This window comes from Bifidobacterium mongoliense DSM 21395 (genome assembly GCF_000741285.1).
Classification (GTDB): domain Bacteria; phylum Actinomycetota; class Actinomycetes; order Actinomycetales; family Bifidobacteriaceae; genus Bifidobacterium; species Bifidobacterium mongoliense.
On sequence record NZ_JGZE01000010.1, the window covers coordinates 150,493 to 173,633 of the forward strand.

At 64.6% G+C, this 23,141-nt stretch carries 21 protein-coding genes and 2 pseudogenes; 10 read left to right on the forward strand and 13 right to left on the reverse strand.

Features of this window, described 5'->3' with window-relative positions:
- Positions 1-100: 100 nt before the first annotated feature.
- The 11 genes and pseudogenes from BMON_RS04585 to BMON_RS04635 all read right to left on the reverse strand — a co-directional run bounded on the left by BMON_RS04585 (position 101) and on the right by BMON_RS04635 (position 11,684).
- A complete protein-coding gene (locus BMON_RS04585; protein ID WP_033511377.1) occupies positions 101-1,441 on the reverse strand; it encodes an MFS transporter in 1,341 nt (446 codons plus the stop codon).
- A gap of 266 nt (positions 1,442-1,707) precedes the next feature.
- Positions 1,708-2,430: pseudogene (locus BMON_RS04590) on the reverse strand (NUDIX hydrolase); the annotation flags it as partial.
- Positions 2,431-2,609: 179 nt separating this feature from the next.
- Positions 2,610-3,302, reverse strand: a complete 693-nt coding sequence (gene scpB, locus BMON_RS04595; RefSeq protein ID WP_081882887.1) for an SMC-Scp complex subunit ScpB — start codon at positions 3,300-3,302, stop codon at positions 2,610-2,612.
- Positions 3,299-4,144, reverse strand: a complete 846-nt coding sequence (locus BMON_RS04600; RefSeq protein WP_033511184.1) for a segregation and condensation protein A — start codon at positions 4,142-4,144, stop codon at positions 3,299-3,301. The genes scpB and BMON_RS04600 overlap by 4 nt, the downstream gene beginning before the upstream one ends.
- Before the next feature lie 5 nt (positions 4,145-4,149).
- The gene (locus BMON_RS04605; protein ID WP_033511186.1) at positions 4,150-4,989 is read right to left on the reverse strand and encodes a ParA family protein; all 840 of its coding nucleotides are present in this window, start codon (positions 4,987-4,989) and stop codon (positions 4,150-4,152) included.
- Positions 4,990-5,020: 31 nt separating this feature from the next.
- Complete coding sequence (gene xerD / locus BMON_RS04610; protein WP_033511188.1) at positions 5,021-5,947, reverse strand: site-specific tyrosine recombinase XerD; 927 nt, start codon at positions 5,945-5,947, stop codon at positions 5,021-5,023.
- Positions 5,948-6,098: 151 nt separating this feature from the next.
- Positions 6,099-6,482, reverse strand: coding sequence for a 50S ribosomal protein L20 (rplT, locus tag BMON_RS04615; RefSeq protein ID WP_033511190.1), 384 nt, complete (start codon positions 6,480-6,482; stop codon positions 6,099-6,101).
- Between the two features lie 44 nt (positions 6,483-6,526).
- A complete protein-coding gene (rpmI, locus tag BMON_RS04620; RefSeq protein ID WP_033511192.1) occupies positions 6,527-6,721 on the reverse strand; it encodes a 50S ribosomal protein L35 in 195 nt (64 codons plus the stop codon).
- 108 nt (positions 6,722-6,829) lie between these two features.
- The gene (infC, locus tag BMON_RS04625) at positions 6,830-7,612 is read right to left on the reverse strand and encodes a translation initiation factor IF-3 (protein WP_237745336.1); all 783 of its coding nucleotides are present in this window, start codon (positions 7,610-7,612) and stop codon (positions 6,830-6,832) included.
- 341 nt (positions 7,613-7,953) lie between these two features.
- Positions 7,954-9,849, reverse strand: a complete 1,896-nt coding sequence (gene asnB / locus BMON_RS04630; RefSeq protein WP_033511194.1) for an asparagine synthase (glutamine-hydrolyzing) — start codon at positions 9,847-9,849, stop codon at positions 7,954-7,956.
- A 170-nt stretch (positions 9,850-10,019) separates the two neighbouring features.
- Positions 10,020-11,684, reverse strand: a complete 1,665-nt coding sequence (locus tag BMON_RS04635) for a spermidine synthase (RefSeq protein ID WP_033511195.1) — start codon at positions 11,682-11,684, stop codon at positions 10,020-10,022.
- 59 nt (positions 11,685-11,743) lie between these two features.
- Here BMON_RS04635 and BMON_RS04640 point away from each other — a divergent pair, with 59 nt between their 5' ends.
- The 6 genes and pseudogenes from BMON_RS04640 to BMON_RS10660 all read left to right on the forward strand — a co-directional run bounded on the left by BMON_RS04640 (position 11,744) and on the right by BMON_RS10660 (position 16,107).
- A complete protein-coding gene (locus BMON_RS04640; RefSeq protein WP_051917889.1) occupies positions 11,744-12,601 on the forward strand; it encodes a thiamine diphosphokinase in 858 nt (285 codons plus the stop codon).
- Positions 12,598-13,158, forward strand: coding sequence for an arsenate reductase family protein (locus tag BMON_RS04645; RefSeq protein WP_237745330.1), 561 nt, complete (start codon positions 12,598-12,600; stop codon positions 13,156-13,158). Before BMON_RS04640 ends, BMON_RS04645 begins: the two co-directional genes overlap by 4 nt.
- 69 nt (positions 13,159-13,227) lie before the next feature.
- Entirely contained in the window at positions 13,228-14,283 is a 1,056-nt protein-coding gene (gene gap / locus BMON_RS04650) for a type I glyceraldehyde-3-phosphate dehydrogenase (protein ID WP_033511197.1), read from the forward strand.
- A gap of 118 nt (positions 14,284-14,401) precedes the next feature.
- Positions 14,402-14,911 carry a Cys-tRNA(Pro) deacylase gene (gene ybaK / locus BMON_RS04655; RefSeq protein ID WP_033511386.1) on the forward strand — a complete coding sequence of 170 codons (510 nt, stop codon included), beginning with the start codon at positions 14,402-14,404 and terminating at the stop codon, positions 14,909-14,911.
- Between the two features lie 78 nt (positions 14,912-14,989).
- Positions 14,990-15,993: pseudogene (locus tag BMON_RS04660) on the forward strand (aldose 1-epimerase family protein).
- Positions 15,994-16,032: 39 nt separating this feature from the next.
- Positions 16,033-16,107, forward strand: coding sequence for a 50S ribosomal protein bL37 (locus BMON_RS10660; RefSeq protein WP_003817083.1), 75 nt, complete (start codon positions 16,033-16,035; stop codon positions 16,105-16,107).
- 920 nt (positions 16,108-17,027) lie between these two features.
- Here the strand turns inward: BMON_RS10660 and BMON_RS09920 are convergent.
- Together BMON_RS09920 and BMON_RS04670 are read right to left on the reverse strand one after the other, a co-directional pair.
- Positions 17,028-17,519, reverse strand: a complete 492-nt coding sequence (locus tag BMON_RS09920; RefSeq protein WP_152595693.1) for a hypothetical protein — start codon at positions 17,517-17,519, stop codon at positions 17,028-17,030.
- Positions 17,516-18,295: a sigma-70 family RNA polymerase sigma factor gene (locus tag BMON_RS04670; protein ID WP_237745337.1), complete on the reverse strand. Its 780-nt coding sequence runs from the start codon at positions 18,293-18,295 to the stop codon at positions 17,516-17,518. Before BMON_RS04670 ends, BMON_RS09920 begins: the two co-directional genes overlap by 4 nt.
- Positions 18,296-18,437: 142 nt before the next feature.
- On the opposite strand from BMON_RS04670, the gene BMON_RS04675 reads away from it, so the two are divergent.
- The 4 genes from BMON_RS04675 to BMON_RS04690 all read left to right on the forward strand — a co-directional run bounded on the left by BMON_RS04675 (position 18,438) and on the right by BMON_RS04690 (position 23,061).
- On the forward strand, positions 18,438-19,178 hold the full coding sequence (locus tag BMON_RS04675; protein ID WP_033511199.1) for an exonuclease domain-containing protein: 741 nt from the start codon (positions 18,438-18,440) through the stop codon (positions 19,176-19,178).
- A gap of 77 nt (positions 19,179-19,255) precedes the next feature.
- Positions 19,256-21,004: a Mur ligase family protein gene (locus tag BMON_RS10115; protein ID WP_033511201.1), complete on the forward strand. Its 1,749-nt coding sequence runs from the start codon at positions 19,256-19,258 to the stop codon at positions 21,002-21,004.
- Between the two features lie 93 nt (positions 21,005-21,097).
- Positions 21,098-22,342 (forward strand): carboxylate--amine ligase, encoded by a 1,245-nt coding sequence (locus tag BMON_RS04685; protein WP_033511204.1) that lies wholly within the window; start codon positions 21,098-21,100, stop codon positions 22,340-22,342.
- Complete coding sequence (locus BMON_RS04690; protein ID WP_033511206.1) at positions 22,339-23,061, forward strand: aspartate/glutamate racemase family protein; 723 nt, start codon at positions 22,339-22,341, stop codon at positions 23,059-23,061. Before BMON_RS04685 ends, BMON_RS04690 begins: the two co-directional genes overlap by 4 nt.
- Positions 23,062-23,141: the final 80 nt, after the last annotated feature.

The window sequence follows — 23,141 nt, forward strand, 5'->3', positions numbered from 1 at the left end:
TCCCGCTCATGGGCCGGTTACAGGTCGGCCCGAATACGCACATACCCATAAACCTTCACAAGGGTACCGACCCGTCGGGACAGGGATACGCGATCCGATCTCAGTCCTCCAACGACCTTCCGGCGCGTTCGGGCAGCAGCAGGGAGGCGACGCAGGCCACCACGAAGGCCGCGGCGAAGACGAGGAAAGCCACGGATTTGTCACCGTCCGATGCCGCAAGGAACGACGGCACGAGCAACGGGGCCGCGATGGCCGCCAGTCTGCCGACCGCGGCGGCCGAGCCCGATGCGGTGGCCCGCATGCCGGTGGGATAGATCTCGGGCGTCACGGCGTACAGCACACCCCATGCGCCCATGTTCGCCAAGGAGAGCAGCATGCCGAAGACGATGACCGATGCGGGCGAACCGGAGCCGGCGAACAGCATGGCCATGCCCGCGGACGCGGCAAGGAAGATGCATAGCGTCCACCGTCGCCCCCAGACCTCCACCAACCAGGCCGCGAGTGCGTAGCCGGGCAGCTGCGCCAGCGAGATGAGCAGGGTGTAGCCGAAGGAACGCGTCAGGGATCCGAATTGGTGCGCAAGCAAGGAGGGCATCCACGTGAACGCGCCGTAGTAGGAGAAGTTGACGAAGAACCAGGTGAGCCATATGACCACGGTCCGACGTCGATACCGGGCGGAAAAGAGCGCCCGGACTCGGGTCCGCGGGCGGACCGCCACATGCCGGTACGGCGAGGCCACCGGCGCTTCCACGCCCGACGCGCGTTCGAAATGACGCACCGACCGTTCCGCTTCCTCGTCACGCCCGCGGGATTCCAGAAAACGCACCGATTCGGGGATGTGCAGGCGGGCGACGATCGCATATGCCAAAGGCAGGGCTCCGATCAGCAACGCCCAGCGCCATCCCCAATCCCCCGTCGAGGGAATCACGAAGTATCCGATGGCGGCGGCGAGCGTCCACCCCACGGCCCAGAAGGCCTCGAGCATCACCGTCATGCGACCGCGATGCGTGGCCGGCGCGAATTCACTCACCAGCGTCGACGCGACCGGCAGTTCCGCCCCCAACCCCAATCCGATGACGAAACGGGCCGCCAACAGCATCGCCAGGCTCCAGGACAGCGCCATCGCGCCACTGGCCAGACCGAACACCACCAACGTGGCGGTGAAGACCGTCGTGCGACCGAACCGATCGGCCAGCACACCACCCAGCATGGCGCCGACGGCCATGCCCAGGAAGCCGATGGAGAGCACCCAGGAGCGCTGGGCGTCGTCGAGCGCGAAATGAGGATCGGCGGCCACGGCGGCGACGACGAAGGACACCAGCCCCACATCCATCGCGTCGAAGGCCCAGCCGATGCCGCAGGCGGACAGCAGCTTGCGGTGGGCTCGATTGAACGGCAGGCGGTCCAGGCGCTGGTTGCGCGTCGGCGGCTCAGCCCCCATGCCGGGGGTGCGCCCCGCAGGATTCGCGGCGGTGTTGATACGGGTCATGAGCGGTCCTTACGATTCGAGGGATATGCGATGGATCGCAGCAGCCGCACCGAGGCTGCTGCGGAACCCGGCAGGAGTGGGATCATCGGGTCGTCATGGCCGGGAACGCCCGATGACCGCGACGGGTACGCCCCGTCGCGCAACGCCGCGAACTGCGCCGGACGCGTCACGCCTTGGGGGCCTTCGGCGCCGTCCGCGCCCGTTGCCGGCGTCGGCGCGTACCGATATATGGCCGCGGGCCGGCGACGGCCTGATCGGCATGTGCGGCCGGTGTCTTCAAGCTGGCCCGAAGCGAGCATCCGACGGCGGAAGTTCGCCAGATCGATGTCCTGATCCGACACCGCCTCGTACACGCCGTGCAGTTGCGCCAAGGTGAATTCGGAGCTCACGAGACGGGTGACCACGACCGGATAGTCGATGCTCGACCTCAGCCTGCACAGGGCGGCGTCGATGATGCTCCGATGGTCGAAGGCCATCGCGGGCAATCGGTGTTCGGGAAACCACGCGACCTGGTCGTCCTCGTACAGCGCTGCACCCTCCCACGGGTCGACCAGGGCCCAGTACACGATGGAGACCATGGGCGGGCCACCCGCCGAACGCCCCGGATCGCCGAACGTGTGCAGTTGTTCGAGATAACGGGGGCGCAGTGCGGTGGCCGAGGCCAGGGCCTCATACGCGGACTGCTCCAACGAGCGGTTCGCGCGCAGGGGCCCGCCCGGCAGCGCCCAACGACCGAGAAACGGCTCCCGGACGCGTCGGACCAGCGGCAGCCACAACTCCTGTCGACCGCCGCGCGATGCCGTCGGGGATCGTTGCGACGTCCCGGACGGTTCGCCGTCGGCAGCGCGGGCGCCCGCCGTGCGGCTCATGGCGAGGATCACGACCGAAACCCCCACGTCCGGAGGCCCCTGCCGTCGTTCGCTTACATTGCCCTCGCCCATCGTTCACCCCGTCGCAGCCATATGCCGGCGTGACCGCCCGGGTGCCGCAAACGTGCGATACCCGAAGGCGCATTCCACGCATCATGACTTATGGTCATGATGACTATAAGTCTGTCAGCGCATCGGGACAACCATCCCGGACCGTCGCGGCGGGTCTGCGTGATCGCAGAGAGCCACGTTCAGTCGCCCGCCTGCAAGGCATCCTTGATGGCGGTGTCGGCCGCGGGCATGAACGGGGCAAGGGACGGCAGGTCATCGAGCGATTCGATGCCCATATGGTCGAGAAACAGGTCGGTGGTGGACAGCCGCTCGGCACGCGTCTCCGGATCCACCCCATCGGCTCGGACGAGCCCGCGCACCAGAAGCGATCTGACCACCCCATCGGAGTTGACGCCGCGTATGCCGGCGATCTGGGCACGGGTCACCGGTTGGCGGTACGCGATGATCGCGAGCGCCTCGAAGGCTGCCTGCGACAGCCGTGCGGTTTGACCTGCCGTGACGAAGGCGGCGACCACCGGTTCGTACACCGCGCGGGTGACCAGTTGCCATCCGCGCGCGCCATGGCGCAACGAGAAACCCCGGGGCCGGCCGGGCCGGCCGCCATCACGGCCATTCTCGTCGGAGGGCTCACCGTCATACTCGCGTTGCACATCGACGAGGGCACGACGCACCGCTCCCACCTCCAAGCCCAGCGCCTGCGCGATACCCTCCGTATGCTGGGGCTGATCGGCGGCCATGAGCAACGCCTCGAGACAGGCGGGCAATCCGCCCGGCAGCGCCTCGACATCCACACTCCCGACACCCACGCGACCATCACCCTCGATCGGACCACGCGACCCGGCAGGCTCGGTATCCGTATCATCGGCACTCATAGGAACTCCTCCTCACCGATATCCTCCGGTTCCCCGACCCCCGCGATCCAGCGCAGGTGGAGCACTTCGAACGGGGCCCGCTGCTTGAATTGGATGGACCCCTGCTTGAACAACACGAGCACGGCGAGGAACCGCGCCGCGACCTCCACGTTCTCCCTGGCGTCGCCGGTCAGGTCGGCGAACGTCGTCGACTCCCCCGGCCCCAACCGCCGCAGCCGCCCCACGACGATGCGGGCCTGTGCATGGAAGTCGACGGGAGGGACATGCAGCTGGCTTACGGCGACCCGATCCACCGGGGCGTTGGCCAGCACCGCCGCCGCCAGGGCCGCCAAACCCTCGGGGCTCATCGTCCAGACCAATTGCGGTGCCATGGCGGCATAGGAATCATCGACGCCACCGGGATGGGCGAACACGCCCGCCCGGGCATCGTCCCGCTCACGAAACGCCATCGCCGCCTGTTTGAACGCCCGGTACTGCACCAGCCTGGCAAAGAGCAGATCGCGTTCCCGCAGCGCCTCCATGCTGCGTTCATCGCGTTCCCCGTGTTCATCGCCCGGCAGCAGTGCGGCGCTTTTGGCCTCCACCAGCACGGCGGCGACATCGAGGAACGCGCTGGCCGCGTCCATGTTCCGCTCGCCGCCCAGATCCAAGCCGCGCACGTAGGAGAGGAACTCATCCGTGACCTGCGACAACGCCACCTCGGTCAGATCCACTCGTCGCTCCGCGATCATGGACAGCAACGCGTCGAACGGACCGGAGAATACGGCGAGATCGACCGAAAACCCTTCGGGTGTCGGGGATGGCGCGTACGGCCGGTCGGCCTCAAACCGCTCGAAGGCCATATCGGTCAGGCGACGACGCCGCGCGCGATGAGCTCACGGCTGACCTCTCGGTACTCCTTCGCCGTCTTGTGCGTCGGCGCGTACATGGTGATGGGTTCGGCGGCGACATTGGCGTCGGGCAGCTTGATGGAGCGCGAGATGATGGCGTGCAGCACCTTGTCGTGGAACGCCTCGTAGATGCGCTGCAGCACTTCCTCCGAGTGCAGGGTGCGCGTGTACATGGTCACGAGGACGCCGTACACCTCAAGGTTCGGATTGATGCGCGAACGCACTTTGTCGATCGACTGCATGAGCAGCGCCACGCCACGCAACGCGAAGAACTCGGCCGCCACGGGGATGATCACGCCGTCGGCGGCGGTCAGCGCGTTGACGGTGAGCAGACCGAGCGACGGCTGGCAATCGATGATGATCGCATCGTATTCGTCGCGCACTTGGCGCAGGACGCTCGCGAGAATCTGTTCGCGCCCGACCTCCGTGACCAGCTGGACCTCGGCGGCAGACAGGTCGATGTTCGCCGGCATGATGTCGAGGTTCTCGAACTGGGTGTGCTGCACGATGTCGTGCACATCGACGGAGGGATCGAACAGCGCGGTGTAGACGGTGTTCTCCACGGTGTTGGCGTTGACGCCCAGACCGACGGTGGCGGCGCCCTGCGGGTCGAAATCGACGATGAGGACGCGACGGCCGTACTGGCTCAGCGCCCCGGCGATGTTGATGGAGCTGGTGGTCTTGCCCACGCCCCCCTTCTGATTGCACATGGCGATGATTCTGGCGGGACCGTGCTGACGCAACGGTTCGGGTGCGGGGAACGTCTCATAATCTCGTCCAAGCAAATCAGTAGGCATGGCCCCCACCATATCAAGGGGTGTGTTCACCTCACCGCGCCCGCGGGTGCGACAGCAGGTAAGTCTCGATGAGATGCTCGGGGCTGACATGCGTGTAGATCTGCGTCGTGGTCACCGAGGCATGCCCGAGCAGTTCCTGCACGGTGCGCACGTCGGCGCCTCCCTGGATGAGATGGGTGGCGAAGGAGTGACGCAGGATATGCGGATGCAGCGGTTTGTCGATATGGGCACGCTCCCCCGCATCCCTGATGATGGCCCAGACGCTCTGCCGCGACAGCCGGCGTCCGCGCAGATTGAGGAAGATCGCCCGCAATTCCTCCGGACCGTTCCTCCGGCGCCGCTGCAAGGCCGGCCGCCCCTCGGAGAGGTACCGATCGAGCGCCCGGAGGGCGTAGGTCCCGATCGGCACAAGTCGCTGCTTCGAACCCTTGCCGGTCAGTCTGACCACGCGTTCCTGCGCGTCGAGATCGTCGAGGTTCGCGCCGACCGCCTCGGAGACCCGCGCGCCCGTGGCGTACATCATCTCGAGCAGCGCCCGGTCCCGCAACGCGGCGGGATCCTTGCCCGGACCACCGGCCGCTTCGAGCAGTCGGCGCACCTCGTCGATGGTCAACACCTCGGGCAGCGACCCCGCGGCTTTCGGGGCCTTGACCGCAGCCGAGACGTCCGCGTCGACGGCATGGCGGTCGACGGCGAAACGATGGAATTCGTGCAGGCTGGCCAGACGCCTCGAACGGCTTCGGGCCCCCTCGCCCGCTTCGGCCAGGGATACGACGTAGCCCTCGACGTCCCCGGTGCCGACCCGGGCGAGGTCATCAATGCCGTGCGCTCGCAACCAGGCGAGGTATCGCCGCAGATCGGCACGGTAGGCCTCCACCGTGGCTCTCGCGAGGCCGCGTTCCACATCGATGTGGGCCACGAACCGCTCCAGCAGTTCCTCCATGTCATCGTGCGCCATAGCCATACACTCTAGCGCCACCGGGCACTTAGGGATGCAACGGGCTTCCATACGGGCGCATAACCGACGAAGGGCCCCATGCGATGCATGGGGCCCTTCGTACTACCATCACCACTCATCGGCATCAGGGATGCCCGACGAGGTGATCGACTCAGGCGGCGACCGGTGCGTTGACGTCATCGGGAAGCGCGGCCTTGGCCTGCTCGACGATGGCCTTGAAGGCCTCGGGGTCGGAGACGGCGAGATCGGCCAGCGCGCGGCGGTCAAGTTCGATGTCGGCCAGGTGCAGTCCCTGGATGAACCGGTTGTAGGTGATGCCTTCGGCACGCACGGCCGCGTTGATGCGCTGGATCCACAGCTTGCGGAAATCACCCTTACGCGCCTTGCGGTCGCGGAAGTTGTAGGTGAAGGAGTGCAACAGCTGCTCCTTGGCCTTGCGGTAGAGACGGGAGCGCTGGCCACGGTAACCGGACGCCCGCTCGAGAACGACGCGACGCTTCTTGTGAGCGTTGACTGCGCGCTTGATACGTGCCATATGAGTATCTTCTTTCTAAATAACGGTTGGGATTCGGGCTCGGGTCACAGACCGAGCAGCCTCTTCATGTTCTTGCTCTGCGCCGGGGCGAGGACCTGGTCGGCCTTGAGCGCACGACGCTTGCGAGCGGACTTGTGTTCGAGGTTGTGGCGCATGGCGCTGCCCGCCTGCATGACCTTGCCCGAGCCGGTGACGCGGACTCGCTTGGAAGCCGCGGAGTTGGTTTTCATCTTCGGCATTGCTGCCCTCCTTGTTATTGGGTCGTGGGCCTACGCCCGGCGACTCGATGTTCAGCCGGCTCGTACCGTCCGGTCTGAAGTGTGTTGCGATGCCCATTGGGGCGGACATCAGTGTGAGGCCCGGTCCTTCGAAGCCTGGTGGGACCTGCCCTCGACTCGGCCGTGGGCCGTCTGCGGGTGCGGGGCCTTGGACTCGGCCTTGGTGGCCTGGGTCTTGGCCGGCCGGCTCTTGTCGGCGCCCGACGGCTCAGCCCCGTTGTCCGAAGTCTCCGCCTTCGCCGCAAGACGAGCGGCCTGACGCGCCTGGCGTCCCGCCCTCGACTCGGCGCCACGACGGCGCTGCTCGGACTGGGTGTGCACCTTCTTACCCTTGGGGGCAAGCGTCATGATGATGTTGCGCCCCTCCTGCTTCGGGTAGAACTCGACGGTGCCGATCTCGGCGACCTCGTTGGCCAACCGCTGCAGCAGCTCAACGCCACCGATGGGACGTGACTGCTCGCGGCCGCGCAGCATGATGGTGACCTTGACCTTGTCGCCGCCGTTGAGGAACCGCGTGACGTGGCCCTTCTTGACCTCGAAGTCATGCTCGTCGATCTTGAGGCGGAAACGAATCTCCTTGATCTCGGCCGTGCTCTGGTTGCGTCGGGCCTCGCGGGCCTTGATCTTTTCGGTGTACTTGAACTTGCCGTAGTCGATGAGCTTGGCGACGGGAGGCTTCGCGTTGCGCGCCACCTCGACCAGATCGAGATTCGCTTCCTTCGCCAGATTCAACGCGACAGAGGTGGCAATCACCCCGACCTGTTCGCTGTTCGGCCCGATCAAACGGACCTGGGGGACGCGTATCTCGTCGTTAATGCGTGGTTCGTCGCTGATAATGACTCCAATCCCTATGTCTCTTCCATGGAAGTCATCCGGGGCGTCATATGAGATTCACCAAACAACCGGCCCGATGCCGAAGGCATCATGCATGGCCATGCGCGTCGCATCGACGCACATCCCGCACCACCGGCATAAGCCATGTGGCAGGGTGTTGCCGTGAACCCGAAGCTATGACAAGCTCCCAGGTGGGTCTCCCGCTTTCTTGATTTCTCAAGCCAGTCGCCCAGTGTAGCACACCCCGCGACCAAATCCGCCGACACGGAGCACGGCGACGGGCCGACGCGGCATCCGTCCGACCAGGACGTGCCGGCCGGGGCGTGTCGGCCGGACCGGCACACGGAACCGTCTCGGGCTCAGGCGGCGGCGCTCATATCGAGCGGCTCGGGCTTGGACCCGTCGTGGATGAAGTAGATGTCATACCACACCAGGAAGGTGTAGATCGTCCAGATCTTGCGCCGGTCGTTGGTCTTGCCCGCGTAGTTGTCGTCGAGCATGCGCAGCAGCGCCTGCTGGTCGAAGAATCGCGGCACGAAGTCCCGTTCGAACATGGAACGCACCTGCTTGCAGTACTGCTCCTCGCGCAGCCACTTCTTGATCGGCACCGGGAAACCCAGCTTCTCGCGGTCGTACCACTCCTTGGGCAGGTGCCGCGCGGCGGCCTGGCGGAAGGCGTACTTCGTGTTCTCGTCGTTGATGAGGTACTTGGTGGGCACCTTCTCGGCGACCGCCATGAGCTTGGTGTCGAGCAGCGGGACGCGCAGCTCGAGCGAGTGGGCCATCGTCAGTTTGTCGGCCTTGAGCAGGATATCGCCGGGCATCCACTGATGCAGGTCGAGGTACTGCTTCTTTTTGATCTCAGACAACCCCTTGCCTTCGATCCGGTCATAGGTCTTGGACACGATGTCGTGCACACTGGGCGCATTGCGGAACTCGGGGGTGAGCAACGCTTCGGACTCCCGCTCGTCGAAGACCTTGGCCTGGCCGATGAAGCTCTCCTCGGCCGGCGCGAGATTCGCGTAGAGATGCCACGCGCCGTGGAAGGTCTTGCCCTTGCACCAGCGGGCGATGGCATGACGCATGCCGGCGGGCAGATGGGTGAGCATGCGGGTGACGACCTTGATGGTCTTCGATCGCGTGTGCACCCCGTAGTCGATGTACCCGGCGAACAGCTCGTCGGCCCCTTCGCCGCTCAGCACGACGCGCAGGTCCTGGGAGGCCAGCTTGGAAAGGAAGAACAGCGGCACGCAGGAGGGGTTGGAGTCGGGTTCATCGAGGTACCACTGGATCTGCGGGAAGTAGGAGAACGACTCCTGCTCGCCGAGCTCCTCCGAGGTGTTGTTCAATCCGATGAGGTCGGCCAGTTCCTTCGCCTGCTTGGACTCGTTGTAGGTGCCCTTGCCGAATCCGACCGAGTACGTGTGCTCGGGCCGGGCGACGGCCGCGACGTAGCTGGAGTCCACGCCGCTGGAGAGGAAGGAACCGACCTCGACATCGGCGATCTGGTGATGCGCCACGGAATCCTTGACCGTGTCGTCGATCGAATCGACGAGGTCGTCGAGGTTCTGCCGGGTTTCGCCGAAGGCCGGATCCCAGTATTCGTGGATGTCCATCGTGCCGTTGCGGTAGGTGAAGTAGTGCCCCTCCTTGAGCTTGAAGACGCCCTTGAAGAAGGTCTCGTCAAGCGCCGGGTACTGGAAGGTCATATACGGTTTGAGCGCGCTGGTATTGAGTTCCTTGACGAAATCGGGGTGCTGCAGCAGGCTCTTGATCTCGGAGGCGTACATGAAGGTGCCATTCATCGTGGCGTAGTAGAACGGCTTGATGCCGAAGTGATCGCGGGCCCCGAACAGCTCGTTGGTGGCGCTGTTCCAGATGACGAAGGCGAACATGCCGCGCAGACGATTGAGCACGCCGGCGCCCCACTGCTCGTAGCCGTGCAGGATCACCTCGGTGTCGCACTTCGTGGTGAACTCATGGCCGAGGGCGATGAGCTGCTCGCGCAACGGCTGGTAGTTGTAGATCTCGCCGTTGAACGTGATGGCCATGGTGTGGTCTTCGTTGTGGATGGGCTGGTCTCCGCCGCGAAGGTCGATGATGCTCAGGCGCCGGAATCCCAACGCCGCGTGCTCATCGACGTGATGCCCCTCGGAATCGGGGCCGCGGTGGGCGATGATATCGGTCATGCGCTTGAGCACCGGACATTTGACGTCGATCGGCTCATCGTTGACGAATCCTGCTATTCCGCACATACTCGCGTTCCTCTTTCATCTTGCATCGCTGAAACGACCCATCAGCGCAATACTCCTGCAACACAGGTGTCGTATCCGCACCAAGCCCCTCGGGCCACGCCCCGGGTGTGGGCTAGCACCCAGCGTAACACCCGCAGTTGAGCGGGCAAGGTCGCGCGCACCGCAGACCCTCATCGCATATCGAGCAATCCCTGGGGTCCCTTGGTGCGCACGATCTCACGGTACGGGCCGGCCTGCCGCGCGATGAGCTCGTCGATGGCACGCATGCCGAGCAGCTCGACCGGCGCCCTGTCATCGGTGAGCACCCGGGCGCCCGTCTGCGGTCGCGGTACGGCCACCAATCTCGACGCAACACCCTCCAATACGCCCCCGAGTTCCTCGGCATGGGCCGAACCGTGGGCGCCTGCGCGCAGCCGTGCGGCGGCGCGTTCCGACGACATCACGCCGGCGCGTTCCCCCAGCGCCGGCACGCGGGCGAACAGTTCCCGGTTCGTGGTGCCCGGCACATCGGCCGTCAGCATCGCGTCGTGGCCGAACACGACGGCGATGGTGTCGGTCAGGGCCGCGTTGATCGAATCCCTGCCGTCGGAGATCATGTTCATGTTCACGACCATCACGCCGCCCGGATTGAGATGGCGCCGCACGAGCTCGAAGAACTCCGTGGAGCTCATCTGGAAGGGGATGGTGATGTCCTGATACGCGTCGACCATGATCACGTCGTATCTCCCGGAACTCGCGTGCAGCCACGCCCTGCCGTCGTAGGTGCTGACGGGGATGTCGCCAGGCTCGTCGAAGTACCGGTGCGCCAGATCGGTGATGCGTTGGTCGATCTCCACTCCGGTGATGCGCATGTCGGGATGGTATCGCCGCAGCTGGCGGGCGTAAGTGCCGGTGCCCATGCCCAGGATGAGCGCCGAACCGGCTCGCCCGGCCAGCGCCGGCGCCGCCAACGCCGTGTCGTAGTACATGCCGGTGGGACCGGGATTATCGGTCGTGACGGATTGCACGCCGAAGAGGACGTTCGTCGACAGTATGGTGCGGTCCGACAGACGCTTGACCTGCAGATAGTTGTAGATCGACTCCCCCTCGTGCGCCAGATCCTTCTCCCAGAACGCGAATCCGCTCTGCGGGGAGGCCACGGCCGAGACGACGAACAGGACGGCCGCCAGCGAGGCCATGACCGGCCGCGCGCGGGAAGCGATGAAGTAGGCGAGCGCGAGGGCGAGCAGCAGGCCGGAGAAGATGAGGAACGTCACGAAGGTGCCGACGGCGGGGATGGTGACGAATGTCGGCAGGAAGGTGCCCAGTATCGACCCGATGGTGTTGCAGGCGCTCAGCCTGCCGACCACCGTGGCGTTGTCGTCCAGCGAGTCCGTGGCGTTTTTGACCAGGCCGGGCGTGACCGTGCCGAGCAGGAACAGCGGGGGGACGAAGACGATCATGCAGCTGATGAAGGCCGCGACGACGAGGAAATTCGTTGATACGGTGACGATGAGCAGCCCCGACACGGCGATGATGACGTATTTGCCGACCAACGGTATCAGGGCGATCCACACGGCCGCCGCCAGGATGCGCGTGTAGATGCGATCGGGGTCGGGGTTGCGGTCGGACTGTCGGCCTCCCCAGATGCTGCCCAGCGCCAACGCGATCATGATGGTGCCGATGATGATGGTCCACACGATCTGCGAGCTGGAGAAATACGGCGCCAGCAACCGCGATGCGCCGAGTTCCGCGGCCATGACCGCCATGCCGGAGAAGAACTCCGTGACGTACAGGAACAGCGTGGAACGCAGGATCGGACGGTCCCTGCGGGTTACGATTCGTGTGCCGGCCATGCTCGTCCTCTCGTTCGCGTACGGCAACACTATCCCATCCCGGGCGTTAGAGTGGGGGCATGCACGACACCACGCGGCAATGTCTCATTCTGGCGGCCGGAGAGTATTACCCCTCGACCGGGCCGGCGTTGCGCGCCCTGGCCGAATCGGGGGGCGTGAACCCGCACGACGATGCCCGTGATGCGGGGCCGTTGATCATCGCCGCGGACGGCGGTTTCGACCACGCCCACGCCCTGGGGCTGCCCGTGGACCTGCTCATCGGGGACTTCGACTCGATCCACGACCGCCCGCACGCCGGTGAACGCATGGTACGCCTGCCCTCGCAGAAGGACGATTCGGACGCCCTGGCGGCAGTCAAGGCCGGCTGGGCCCGCGGGGCCCGCGATTTCCACATCTTCGGATCGCTCGGCGGCCGCATCGACCACACCATCGCGAACATCCAGATGACCGCGATGCTCGCGCACTGCGACGCCTCCTGCTACCTGTACGGCGATGATGCCGTCGTCACCGCCATCTGCGACGCCGCGCTCCACCTGTCTGCGGTGGACGAGTGTCCTCCGGGCCGCTCACGCATGGTCTCCGTCTTCTCGCATTCGGACATCTCCCGCGACGTCAACGAATCGGGCATGGCCTATACGCTGCACCACGCCACGATGGACAACGGCACCGTACGCGGCCTGAGCAACGAGCTGGTCGACGACCAAGCGGCCACGATCGACGTACACGACGGCACGCTGCTGGTGACCTTCCCGCCACGTGCCGTTCCGGTGAGCGTGCTGCGGTATCGCACGCACGGCGGAGCGCCGGGCGCGTTGAACACGCATGTCTCCGATGCGCTGGTGCACCGCCCTGAGCCATCGCGCCGGCACGACGGGGCACAGGTACGCGACACGGAACGAAACGAGGCAACGATATGACGAAAACGACGAACGACATGACCCGTATGACGGGAGCGCTGGATATGGCGGGCGCGAAGACCGCCACGGCCAACGACACGGCGGCGAAGGCGACCACCGGGCGGACTCGAGCCACCTCGGCGAGCGTGGGCGGCTCGCCTGCCGAGGCGGGACAACCGACCGAGGCGACGCGCCGCGGGGACGGCATCACGTTCATCTGCTATTCGCGCTGCTCGACCTGCGCCAAGGCCCGCCGTTGGCTCGACGAGCACGGGGTGTCCTACACCTCCCGCGACATCGTGACCGACCGGCCGAACGTGCGCGAACTGACCTCCTGGTTCCATGCCAGCGGGTTGCCGTTGCGCCGCATGTTCAACACCTCGGGCCAGCGCTACCGCGCCCTGGGACTCAAGGACCGGCTCGGCTCCATGAGCGAGGACGAGGCCCTGACCCTCTTGGCGAGCGATGGCATGCTGGTCAAGCGCCCGCTCGTTGTGAGCGCGCACGGCATATTGGTCGGTTTTCAGCCGAAGGCATGGGGCACCGCCCTGTCAAGTACAGGTGACGCATTAGAGTAGAGCTGTTGGTAAACCAAGGACGGGGCGCGCAGGTGCGTGCCCGAGCCCTCAATCCCAAGGGAGACATCTATGACAGTTAAGATTGGTATCAATGGCTTCGGACGCATCGGGCGTCTTGCCTTCCGTCGCATTCTCAAGCTTCAGGAGCGCGGTGGAGAAGCCAGCGGCATCGAGGTCGCGGCCATCAATGATCTGACGACCCCGTCGATGCTCGCCTACCTGCTGAAGTACGACAGCACCCATGGCGTTTTCCGCCATGACGACGGATCCCTGTACGACGTCGAGTCGACCGACACCGGCATCGTTGTGGACGGCAAGGCCTACACGGTCTACGCCGAAAAGGACGCCAGCAACCTGCCGTGGGTCAAGAACGACGGTGTCGAGTTCGTGCTCGAGTGCACCGGCTTCTACACCTCCGCCGCGAAGTCCCAGGCCCACCTGAACGCCGGCGTCAAGAAGGTCCTCATCTCCGCCCCCGCCAAGGATGACGTCACCCCGACCGTCGTGGCCGGCGTGAACGACGACATTCTCAAGCCGGAGGACAACATCGTCTCCGCCGGTTCGTGCACCACCAACTCCCTGGCCGCCATGGTCAAGACGCTGGACGAGCACTTCGGCATCGAGGCCGCCTTCATGACGACCATCCACGCCTACACCGGCACCCAGATGATCCTCGACGGACCGCGCTTCCCCAAGGGCCGCAACAACCGTGCCGCCGCCATCAACACCATCGCGCACTCCACCGGCGCCGCCAAGGCGATCGGCAAGGTCGTGCCTTCGGTCGATGGCAAGGTTCAGGGCCACGCGCAGCGCGTCGCCGTTCCTGACGGCTCGGTCACCGAGCTGACCTCCGTGCTGAAGAAGTCGGTCACCGCCGACGAGATCAACAAGGTCTTCAAGGACGAGTACGCCGACTGCGCCACCTACGGCTACAACGACGAGGGCATCGTGACCTCCGACATCATCGGCGACACCCACGGTGGCGTCTTCGATCCGACGCAGACCGCGGTCAACGCGGTGAACGGCACCAACCTGGTGCGCACCGTCGCCTTCTACGACAACGAGAACGGCTTCACCTGCAACATGATTCGCACGCTGCTGAAGTTCGCCGAGGTTGCCGCCTGAGTGGCGTCATATGACGCCATATGACGCGGTAGGTTCCGGACCCGCCGCGTCATGACCCGAACGGGCCCCATGTCCAACGACATGGGGCCCGTTCCGTCATATGGTGTACAACCGAGGCATGAGCAAACGCAAGCATCACGAACCGAAAACGGCATCCACTCCGGCGACCTCGCAGCTGACCGCAGCGGGCATCGACTTCCAGGTCCTGGAATACGAGCATGACCCGGATCACATGGATCAGGGCTACGGCATCGAGGCCGCGGCACGACTCGGCATCGACCCCAAACACGTCTACAAGACGCTCATGGCCGACCTCGGCCATGAACGCGTCATCGCCGTCGTGCCGGTCGACGGCCACCTCGACCTCAAAGCCCTCGCGGCCAGTGTCGGGGCGAAGAAGGCGGTGATGGCCGATCCGGCCACCGCACAACGCGAAAGCGGATACGTGCTCGGCGGCATCTCCCCCTTCGGCCAGCGCACCCGCCACCGCATCGTGCTGGATGCCGGAGCCCTAGACGCCGACCGCATCGTGGTCTCGGGGGGCAAACGCGGTTTCGACGTTTCCCTCAAGCCGCAAGACCTCATCGCCGTACTCGACGCCGTCACCGCGCCTTTGAGCACCTGGTGACACCTCGCCCGCGCAACAGCCGCGGCTGAGGTACAGTGATGGTCGATACCACCCAATATCGCACATGGAAGTGAAGATATGAAACGTCCGACCACCACCTCACCGATTACAATCCTGCCCCCACGTTCGGGACAGCAGTTCACCATCACCCACGGTGATTACCGCGCGGTAATCACGGAACTGGGTGCCACGCTGCGTTCCTTGACCTATCGAAGCGCGGACGTCATCGTCCCATGGGCCCCAATGACGTGGTGCCCTGCTGCAACGGCCAGCTGCTCATCCCCTTCCCCAACCGCATCGAAGCCGGCACCTACGTCTTCCGGGGGAAGAGCTATCAGCTGCCGATCGACGAACATGACCGCAACACCGCCATCCACGGGTACGGATACCGGGCGTATTGGACCCTGGTCCGTCTGGAGGAGGATCTGGTCGAGCTCTCCTGGCGGGTGCCCGACATGGTCGGCTATCCCTTCGACGTGGTCGTCACCTCGACCTGCCGACTTGCCGGGGACGGCCTGCATTGGAGCGTGAGCGCCACGAACCACGGCGACGAGGCCGCGCCGTGGGCCATGGCCATCCACCCATGGCTGGCCAACGGATTCGACGGATACGGCGATGCGATCGACGGACAGAACGCGCAGTGCACGGCGTCGATTCCCGCCGACACTCACGTCACGGTCGACGACAACCTCATCCCCACCGGCACCGAGCCCGTGGACGGCACGAAATACGACCTGAGAACACCCACCGCACTCACCAACCAGCCTTTCGACGACGCCTGGACCGATGTGCATCACGATGCCGACGGCTTCACGACCGCGGTGTTCAGCAGACCCGACGGGATGCTCATCACCGTCACGGGAGATCGGAGCATCACCTCGTTCCAGATGTGCACCGGCACGGGATTCCCCGAGACGGCCCATCCCTCAGGAGTCGCCATCGAGCCGCAGACCGCCTATGCCAACGCCTTCAACACCGGCAGGGACCTCATAGCGCTGGAGCCGGGAGCCACCACGGACACCCATCTACGCCTGGCAGCGACGTACGGTCCGATCGACCAAGGTCGCGGCGGTGTGCGATAATCCCCTATGCCATTAACTGTTGATCAAAAGGAGTCCATCATGGGTATGCGCGGACGCAAGCGCAAAGATCGCCGCAAGAAGGCCGCCAATCACGGCAAAAGGCCCAATGCCTGATTCTTGCTTCAGTCTCGGATGATTATCCGTACTGAACCACGAACCCCCTTCGACCCGTCATGTCACGGCATGATGATGTCCGAAGGGGGTTCGTCGTATATTCGAGTTCCATTCTCGCTGTACCCATGTTGCATCCGCGTTGCATCCATGTTGCACCCTCGGTCCGCTCTCACCGCATCCTCGTTCCATTGCGCTCCATTCCTGCTGCACCCCGCTGCATCGGCTTCATGGTTTGAAGTGTGGCCGCGTATCCTATCTTGGCCGTTCCACTGACCGGCATGTCGAAGTGCGAGTAGTGGCTCTGGCGTCATTCGTGGAGTACGAGCCAGGAATTATGTGGCATATGGGGATTCAGACTGCTTCCCGGTCGATGTGGTCGGAGAATGGAACGTTACATCCCATTGCCGTAAGACAAGTCGGGTGATAGCGAAAATCAACCGCGGAATATGGCCCCTCGATTTTCGTATCACCCGACTTGTCTACGCGAATCGTCGACTTGTGTCGGTGAATCGACGTTCCTTGTCAGTGAATCGACGACCCTCGGCGGCCAACCGTCGACTTGCGTCCGTGAATCGACGTTCCTTGTCAACCAATCATCGACTTGCGTTCGTGAATCGTCGATTTTGCCCGACCAATCGTCGACTTGCGTCGCCGAATCGGCCACCCGTGTCATTCAATCGTCGACTTCTGTCCGCCAAGCACCGGGATACGGGCAGGTTGTGCTTATCCTTGCCCCTTGGCGATCAGTGAGTTTGGATTCGGGGCATCGGTGCGCAATTCGTTCCAGTCCACCGCAACGCCCCTGCGCCGACATGTGCCAACGTGTGTGGACGTGTTGACCATGTCGACGTTCGCAGTAGCATCGAATACACACTACCCATGGAATGCAGGATGCAGGGCCGTTACGCACACGCGCATATTCAACGCTCGGAAGACTCCGACATCCCCCGAACCTGGCGGATGCGGTGTTCCTCGACGTCGCAACAACACCGGTCGAGCGTCTCGTTAAGTCTGCGAATCAGGCATTCGGGAGCGATTGCGGGACGCAGATAATCATGCAGCAATGCAATCATCGCACGCTCCTGCCGGTCACAACAGGATGCCGGATCGAAGTGGTCTTCCCTGAGGTCGCCCTCCTCAGTCATGACATCCTCAGTCACGCCGTCGCCATCAACCACGGCACCGCCACGAACCACGCCGTCGCCATCAACCACGGCACCGTCGTGAACACCAGCATGATCGCCAACCACCGCATTGTCACGAACCACGGAGTCATCGGAAGGCACCACATCATCGGGGAACTGCGCACCGTCGGAACGTACCGTGGTCACTTCGGTTTCGGTGCGCACCACACCGTCCGCTCCGCGACGCGTGACGGAGATATAGCTCTGACGAACCGTCGACCCGTTCATATCCGTCCCTTTCCTGTGGCAGGGGCACCCGAGGCCGCCGCACCTGTGCGCAGCGCCATCGGGGATTGCCCTGTTTGCCTTCCATTATGGTCGGTGTCGGCATGTTCGGGGTTCACCGAGCGCGAAGCCCGAACACCGGATTGCCGCCCCTTCGCCGAGCGAGCATCGTCCCGCCCCGCGCCACGCACGGCGTCACCGGTGCCTCGACCGGACTCGCGACCATATCCATGCTCTCGTGCGTACTGCGCCAATTCACGCTTGAGCTGGGTGCGCGCGCGGTTGAGCCGGCTCATGATCGTCCCGATCTTGACGCCCTGCTCGTCGGCCACCTCCTGGTAGGACTTGCCGTCGATCGCCGCGTCGATGAACACCTGACGCCGTTCCGGGCTGAGTTTGGCGAGCGCCTTCATGATCTCGTCGGGCGCGAACGCGTCGAAGTACTCCTGTTCCGCGGACTGCAGGCCATCGGATGAGTGTTCGGAGGCGTCGTAGATATCCCAGTCGTTGTACTCCCCGCTGGCGTCGTTCGCGCGGCGCGGCCGACGTTTGGCCTTGGCGTACTGATTGAAGTAGGCGTTGCGTTCGATGGTGCTCATCCAGGCATCGAAATTGCTGCCCTCCTGAAAGCGGTCGAACGCTTTGAAGCCGCGTTCGTAGGTGTCCTGGACGAGATCCTGGGCATCCTCGGGATTGTTGGTCAGTCGCATCGCCTGACGGTAGAGCACATTGACGGCGGGCATGGCGAGCCGCTCGAAGCGCGCCCGCTTCTGCGCCATGGTTTCGTGCTGCTCGGTGGTCACGCCCCCTATTGTATGCTCCACGGCGCACCGAGCATGTCGCACCGGCACCCGCAACGAACGCGCACCACACCGGCCCCGATATCGCGGTTTGTCGTTTTCCCGGCGCACAATAACCGGTATGAGCCTCAACTATGACGCACTCGACCGCGTCCTGCGCGACGCGCCGACGCAACCCGGGGACACCGTGCTGCCCCACTCCCGACTGCTGGGATTCGACACTGAAACGACCGGAACCCGGCCGGGAAGCGACGCCATCGTCTCCGCGACCCTGGTGCTGCGCGACCCCGCGACCGGGTACACCGGCGACACGGTCGCGGAATGGATCATCAACCCCCATCGCCCCATGAACCCGCGAGCCAGCGAGGTCAATGGCTTCACCGATGACTATCTCGCCGAACACGGGGTGGAACCCGGGGAGGCGCTCGGCCAGATTGCCGAGGCGATCGACCTCGCACGCCGGGCCAATATCCCGCTACTCGCCTACAACGCGCCGTTCGACGTGCATATGCTGGCAGCCGATCTGAAACGCTGGGGGCTGGACGGCATGGCCGACCCGCTGGTCGTCGACCCGCTGGTGATCGATCGGGCGGTGTCGCACCGATCCGGCAAGCGCACGCTCGCGTATACGACCGAGTACTACGGCATCGAACCCCACGGCGACTTCCACAACGCGACCGCCGACACCACGGCGGCCGTGGACCTCATCACCCCGATGAGCACGCTCTATCCGCAGGTGGGACGCCTCGATCTTGACGGCCTCATGGCATGGCAACGCGACGCGCATGAGCAGTGGCGCACGTCCTTCAATGCGTGGCTCGCCCAACGCGGCCGTCGCCCCGTGACGGATCGCTGGCTCTGATCCGGACCGGGGGCATCGCGTGGATTCTGCCCCCGGCATGCGATACGCTACCGTTGACATAAGGAAGGTTACGCGTTATGGCTTTGTCGTTGGCTTCGGCCGTGCAGCTCCTCACACGGGCCGGTTTGCTCCGCGAGGTGATCGCAGGAAACCACTGGACCCTTGACCCCGGCTCGCTGACCGGCGCCGAGAGGCCATTCGTCGCCATCACGTACGACACCCGCGTCGTGGTCCCCGGCAGTCTGCTGTGCTGCAAAGGGCGGTTCAACCCCGCCTACCTCGACGGCATCGACCAACGCGGTCTGGCGGCCTATGTGGCGCAGACGCCCTACGCCGAGCGCACCCAGGCACCCGGCATCATCGTCACCGACATCCGCAAAGCGATGAGCCTGCTGTCGGCGGCCTTCTATGGCATGCCGCAGCGCGAACTCACGCTCGTGGGCATCACGGGGACCAAAGGCAAAACGACGACCGCCTACTATCTCCAGGCCATCCTCAACCGTCTGTCAGGCAATGCGTGCGCGCTGTTCTCGTCCGTGGACAACTGCCTCGACGGCACGACCTACGAGGAATCGAGTCTGACCACTCCGGAGTCGATGGATGCGTTCCGCATGATGCGCGAGGCGCTCGACCACGGCATGCGCTACCTCGTCATGGAGGTGTCGTCGCAGGCCTACAAGGTGGACCGGGTGTTCGGGCTGACCTTCGACGTCGGCGCGTTCCTCAATATCTCCCCCGACCACATCAGTCCCATCGAGCATCCGACCTTCGAGGACTATCTGTTCTGCAAACGGCAGATCGTGCGCAACAGCCGTCGTCTGGTCCTCAACGTCGACTGCGATCACGCCGACCTGATCGGCCAGGACGCCACCGAGGCGCATGTGCTCGTGACGACCTTCGCCTTGGAAACAGGGGAACAGACCGCCGACCGGCGACCCCGTGCGGACGTGACGGCGATACCGGCCGATCCCGACCATGAGCGCTTCAGCCTCGTGCGAACCGGAGCCGGCACCGCGACCGCGACCCAGCCCGATTCGCATACCGTGGGACCGTTCCATCTGGCCATGGACGGCGACTTCAACTACGCCAACGCCGCGGCGGCCTACACCTTGGCCGGTCTGGCCATCGAGGCGCACGACAAGCACGAGACGCACGAGACACCCACGAACAACCACCACGCCAACGGCCAGCATGCCGATGCCACTGCCAACGGCGGCGTCAACGCCAAAACCGCCACCTCCTCTCCGGTCCGGGCCACGAATCCGAACGACTCGCCGACCGTGGCCGCCATCGACGCCGCACTGCTGGAGGACGCGACGCGGGTCAGGGTGTCGGGACGCATGGAGCGCTTCGAGGACCCCTCGGGCGACATCGTGGCGATCGTCGATTACGCGCACAACTACAGCAGCGTCGGCGCGCTCATCGATTTCGTCGAGGAGCGCTACGGCTCGCGGCACCCACGCATCAGTCTGGTCACCGGTTCGGCCGGCAACAAGGCCATTGATCGGCGCAAGGAGATCATCCAGGCCGCCGAACACCGCATCGCCAAATTCTTCCTCACGATCGAGGACACCGAGGACGAGTCGGTGCTGGCCATCTGCCAATACATGCAGCGAGCCATCAGCGATCCGCACGTCGACTCCGTGATCGTCGACGATCGGGCCGAGGCCATCGAGCAGGCCGTGGGCGAGGCGCGGTCGGACGGCGGGTTCAACGTCGTGCTCGTCATCGGCAAAGGCGACGAACGGTGGATCAAACGCGCCGGGAAGCACCTGGCCTACGAGGGAGACGACCACGTCGTCAGACGCCTGTTCGGTCTGTTGTGAGAGCCGGCCGACCTGCCGACGCACCAAGACACCGAAACACCAACGCTCCAACGCACGATCATTCATTCAGCGGTTCACGATAAGGTGAGATTCATGAAGAAATTCCAGCCGATTCTGCTCGGCAGCGACATCAACGCCTACGGCATGGCACGGGCCTTCCACGAGGAATACGGCATCACCTCGATCGCGCTGGCCCACTACCAGCTCTCCCCCACGAAATTCAGCCACATCATCGACGTCAACATCATTCCCGGTTTCGATGATCCGGCGGTGTTCCGCGAGCGCATGCTGCGCCTGGGCAAGGGCATGAGCGCGGAACACCCGGACACCACACTGCTCGTGATCCCGTGCGGCGACGTCTACGCGAATCTCATGAGCCGGTTCGGCGACGAGTTGCGGGAGTATTTCGTCTTCAACACCCTCGACCCGGCGCTCAACCACCAGCTGAGCTACAAGAACAGCTTCTACGAGACCTGCGAACGCCATCACCTGCCCTATCCCCGCACGAAGGTCGTCACGGAGGAGGGCGTGGCACGGCGCGAGTACGCCGACCTGCCCTTCGCCTACCCCGTGGCCATGAAGCCGGCGGACAGCGCGGCATGGCTCGACATCGACTTCCCCGGGCGCAAGAAGGCCTTCATCATCGACACCCCCGAGGAGCTCGACACCCTGATCAACCGCGCCTACCAGGCCGGATATCACGCCCCCATGGTGATCCAGGACTTCATCCCGGGCGACGACAGCCGCATGCGCGTGCTCAACGCCTACGTCGACCAGCATCACCGCGTGCGCATGATGTTCCTCGGCCACCCCCTGCTCGAGGATCCGACGCCCGAGGCCGTGGGCAACTACGCGGCGATCATCCCCGACTACAACGAGGGGCTGTTCGACACGATCCGCACGTTCCTCGAGCACATCAAGTACGAGGGCGTGGCCAACTTCGACATGAAGTACGACGAGCGCGACGGCTCGTACAAGCTCTTCGAGATCAACCTGCGCCAGGGCCGCAGCAGCTTCTTCGTGACGCTCAACGGCTACAACCTCGCCCGGTACTTCGTCGAGGATCTCGTCGAGGACAACGATTTCGACGGCACGACGGTCTACGGCACGGGATCGAAGCTGTGGATGGAGATCCCGCGTTCCATCTTCCGCGACTATGTGCGCGACGGCGAGGACAAGCGCCGCGGCATGGCCATGATCGAGTCCGGCGACTGGGGCACCACGCTGGAGTACCGCAAGGACATGAATCTGCTGCGCCGGCTCATGATCCACCACATGTTCTCCATCTACAAGCGCCGCTACGCGCAGTACTTCCAGCAGAAGGCGGATCTGAAATGAGAAGGCCGTTCTTCGCCGTGCTGGGAGGCATGGGCACCCTCGCCACCGAGAGCTACGTGCGCCTGCTCGACGCGCGCACCGACGCGCATGCCGACCAGGAGTACCTCGACTACGTCGTGTTCAACGACGCCGGGGTCCCCGACCGTACGGCCTTCATCCTCAAGCGCAGCGACGAGGACCCGGTGCCGGCCATTCTCGACGACATCGACAAGGCGACGACCATCGGTGCGAGCTTCCTGGTGCTCGCATGCAACACGGAGCACTACTTCTTCGACCGGTTCCAGGAGCGCACCAGCGTCCCGATCCTGCATATGCCCCGCCTTGCGGTGCGTGAGATGTCGCAACGGTTCCCCGCACACGGCCATCCGCGCGTGGGGTTCATGGGCACCGAGGGCTCACGGGCCGCGGGGGTCTATCGTCGTGAGGTCGAAGCCGCGGGATACGTCTTCGTCGAGCCCCACGATGCGCTGCAGCACCGCGTGGACTCGCTGATCTACGATGACGTCAAAGGCGGCCGCCCGCTCGACCCGCAACGCTATCGCGCCGTGATCGAGGCCTTCCTCACCGCGCCGTACGACTGTGACGTCGTACTGCTGGGGTGCACCGAACTGTCCGTGTTCAACGAACGCTTCCCCATGCCCGAACTGCCGCTGGTGGACGCCCAGTCCGTGCTCGTCGATGAGACGGTGCGCCGGGCCAAGGCGCTTCTGGCGGACTAGGGGCGGCTCAGGCTCGTTGGCCGGCTAAGGCTGGCTGGCCAACGAGGACCAGCCAGCTGAGCGCCGTGGACCTCCATCGG

Excerpts from the sequence above, each read along its gene's own strand:
- BMON_RS04690 (WP_033511206.1), top strand. The coding sequence starts at position 22,339 with ATGAGAAGGCCGTTCTTCGCCGTGCTGGGAGGCATGGGCACCCTCGCC.
- BMON_RS04635 (WP_033511195.1), bottom strand. The coding sequence starts at position 11,684 with ATGGCCGGCACACGAATCGTAACCCGCAGGGACCGTCCGATCCTGCGT.
- ybaK (WP_033511386.1), top strand. The coding sequence starts at position 14,402 with ATGAGCAAACGCAAGCATCACGAACCGAAAACGGCATCCACTCCGGCG.
- rplT (WP_033511190.1), bottom strand. The coding sequence starts at position 6,482 with ATGGCACGTATCAAGCGCGCAGTCAACGCTCACAAGAAGCGTCGCGTC.
- BMON_RS04600 (WP_033511184.1), bottom strand. The coding sequence starts at position 4,144 with ATGGCCTTCGAGCGGTTTGAGGCCGACCGGCCGTACGCGCCATCCCCG.
- BMON_RS04640 (WP_051917889.1), top strand. The coding sequence starts at position 11,744 with ATGCACGACACCACGCGGCAATGTCTCATTCTGGCGGCCGGAGAGTAT.
- asnB (WP_033511194.1), bottom strand. The coding sequence starts at position 9,849 with ATGTGCGGAATAGCAGGATTCGTCAACGATGAGCCGATCGACGTCAAA.
- BMON_RS04685 (WP_033511204.1), top strand. The coding sequence starts at position 21,098 with ATGAAGAAATTCCAGCCGATTCTGCTCGGCAGCGACATCAACGCCTAC.
- BMON_RS10115 (WP_033511201.1), top strand. The coding sequence starts at position 19,256 with ATGGCTTTGTCGTTGGCTTCGGCCGTGCAGCTCCTCACACGGGCCGGT.
- rpmI (WP_033511192.1), bottom strand. The coding sequence starts at position 6,721 with ATGCCGAAGATGAAAACCAACTCCGCGGCTTCCAAGCGAGTCCGCGTC.
- xerD (WP_033511188.1), bottom strand. The coding sequence starts at position 5,947 with ATGGCGCACGATGACATGGAGGAACTGCTGGAGCGGTTCGTGGCCCAC.
- BMON_RS09920 (WP_152595693.1), bottom strand. The coding sequence starts at position 17,519 with ATGAACGGGTCGACGGTTCGTCAGAGCTATATCTCCGTCACGCGTCGC.
- BMON_RS04645 (WP_237745330.1), top strand. The coding sequence starts at position 12,598 with ATGACGAAAACGACGAACGACATGACCCGTATGACGGGAGCGCTGGAT.
- BMON_RS04670 (WP_237745337.1), bottom strand. The coding sequence starts at position 18,295 with ATGGCGCAGAAGCGGGCGCGCTTCGAGCGGCTCGCCATGCCCGCCGTC.
- BMON_RS04605 (WP_033511186.1), bottom strand. The coding sequence starts at position 4,989 with ATGCCTACTGATTTGCTTGGACGAGATTATGAGACGTTCCCCGCACCC.
- scpB (WP_081882887.1), bottom strand. The coding sequence starts at position 3,302 with ATGAGTGCCGATGATACGGATACCGAGCCTGCCGGGTCGCGTGGTCCG.
- BMON_RS04585 (WP_033511377.1), bottom strand. The coding sequence starts at position 1,441 with ATGGGGGCTGAGCCGCCGACGCGCAACCAGCGCCTGGACCGCCTGCCG.
- BMON_RS04675 (WP_033511199.1), top strand. The coding sequence starts at position 18,438 with ATGAGCCTCAACTATGACGCACTCGACCGCGTCCTGCGCGACGCGCCG.
- gap (WP_033511197.1), top strand. The coding sequence starts at position 13,228 with ATGACAGTTAAGATTGGTATCAATGGCTTCGGACGCATCGGGCGTCTT.